The sequence below is a fragment of the Escherichia sp. WS1265 genome, from assembly GCF_046487585.1.
Lineage (GTDB): Bacteria > Pseudomonadota > Gammaproteobacteria > Enterobacterales > Enterobacteriaceae > Escherichia > Escherichia coli.
In genome coordinates this window covers 1-1,763 of the sequence record NZ_JBJQJE010000074.1, presented here as the reverse complement: position 1 = coordinate 1,763, position 1,763 = coordinate 1, and the positions used below count along the sequence as shown (strand labels likewise).

Annotated in this window: 1 protein-coding gene; it reads left to right on the top strand. The window is 51.3% G+C overall.

The window, feature by feature from the left end; translation table 11 throughout:
- Positions 1-1,763, top strand: a 1,763-nt coding sequence (locus ACJHX3_RS24830; RefSeq protein WP_410236245.1) for a phage tail tape measure protein, incomplete at both ends; no start/stop codon positions are given.

Below are 1,763 nucleotides of genomic sequence, written 5' to 3'. Positions count from 1 at the left end.
TGGCTCAGGTGGTGGGGAGTGGTGCATTTCGTGGAAACGATATCGGTATGGTGGCGAGAGCTGCCGCACAGATGGAGCGATCGGTTGGCCAGTCGGTCAGCGATACCATAAATCAGTTTAAGCGGCTGAAGGATGATCCTGTAAATGCCGCGAAGGCTCTGGACAATGAGCTGCATTTTCTTACTGCCACTCAGCTTGAGCAGATACGTGTCCTTGGGGATCAGGGTCGGTCCAGTGATGCTGCACGGATAGCCATGTCTGCACTGGCAGAGGAAACCGGTCGGCGTACTGCGGATATTGATAATAACCTCAATGCGCTTGGTAGTACGCTGAAGTATCTGTCTGATTTGTGGAGTCGTTTCTGGGATGCGGCCATGAATATTGGTCGTGAAGACTCGCTGGATGAACAGATTGCCGCTTTACAGGAGAAAGTGTCGCGGGCGAAAAGACTCCCCTGGACGGTATCATCTTCTCAGGTTGAATACGATCAGCAGCGTCTTAACGATCTTCAGGAGAAAAAACGCCAGAAGGATTTGCAGGATGCAAAAGAGCAGGCAGAGCGGAATTATCAGGAGCAACAGAAACGCCGTAATGCTGAAAATGCTGCACTGAACCGGATGAATGAAACGGAAGCAGCACGGCATCAGCGTGAAATTGCGCGTATTAATGCCATGCAGTACGCCGATCAGGCTGTCAGGGATGCGGCGATACAACGTGAAAATGAACGTTACGAGAAAGCCCTGGCATCCGGTAAGAAAAAAACACGCGAAACCCGTAATGATGAGGCCACCCGGTTATTGCTGCAGTACAGTCAGCAACAGGCACAGGTGGAAGGGCAGATTGCTGCTGCAAGACAGTCAGCAGGCATTGCCACTGACAGGATGACAGAAGCGCATAAACAGCTTCTGGCTCTGCAGCAGCGCATCAGCGACCTGGACGGGAAAAAACTGACGGCAGATGAAAAGAGTGTGCTTGCCCGTAAAGATGAACTGATTCAGGCATTGACGCTGCTGGATGTAAAACAGCAGGAGCTTCAGAAACAGACGGCACTCAACGAGCTGAAGAAAAAAACAATTCAGCTGACCAGTCAACTGGCTGAAGAAGAGCGCGCTCAGCGTCAGCAACATGACCTGGATATCGCCACGGTGGGTATGGGTGATCAGCAGCGGCAGCGATATCAGGTACAACTGAGTCTTCGCCAGAAATACCAGCAACAGCTGGAGCAGTTGAGGCGGGATAGTGAGCAGAAAGGGACATATAACACGGATGACTACAGAAAGGCCGAGCAGGCGCTGACGGAGAGCCTGAACCGACAACTGAATGAGAATCGCCGTTACTGGCAACAGCTTGAAATTGCTCAGGGGGACTGGAAAAACGGAGTCCTGCGTGCACTCCAGAATGTCACTGAGAATGCGGATAACACAGCCGGGACAGTGGAACAGTTGTTCACGTCTGCGTTCAGTAGCATGAGTGACTGGCTGGCGACATTCTGTACTACAGGCAAACTCAATTTCAAATCCTTCACCTCTTCTGTGCTGTCAGATATGTCCAGAATCATGGCTCAGATAGCTTTAATGAAAGCGGTAAAAGGCATTGCTTCCGCGCTGCCTTTTGATTTTGTAGCTAATGCTGATGGCGGTGTTTATCAGTCGGCTGATTTGAGTCGCTACAGTGGCACGGTGGTTAACCGTCCGACGTTTTTTGCTTTTGCAAAAGGCGCGGGTGTGATGGGGGAAGCTGGACCTGAAGCCATTCTGCCACTG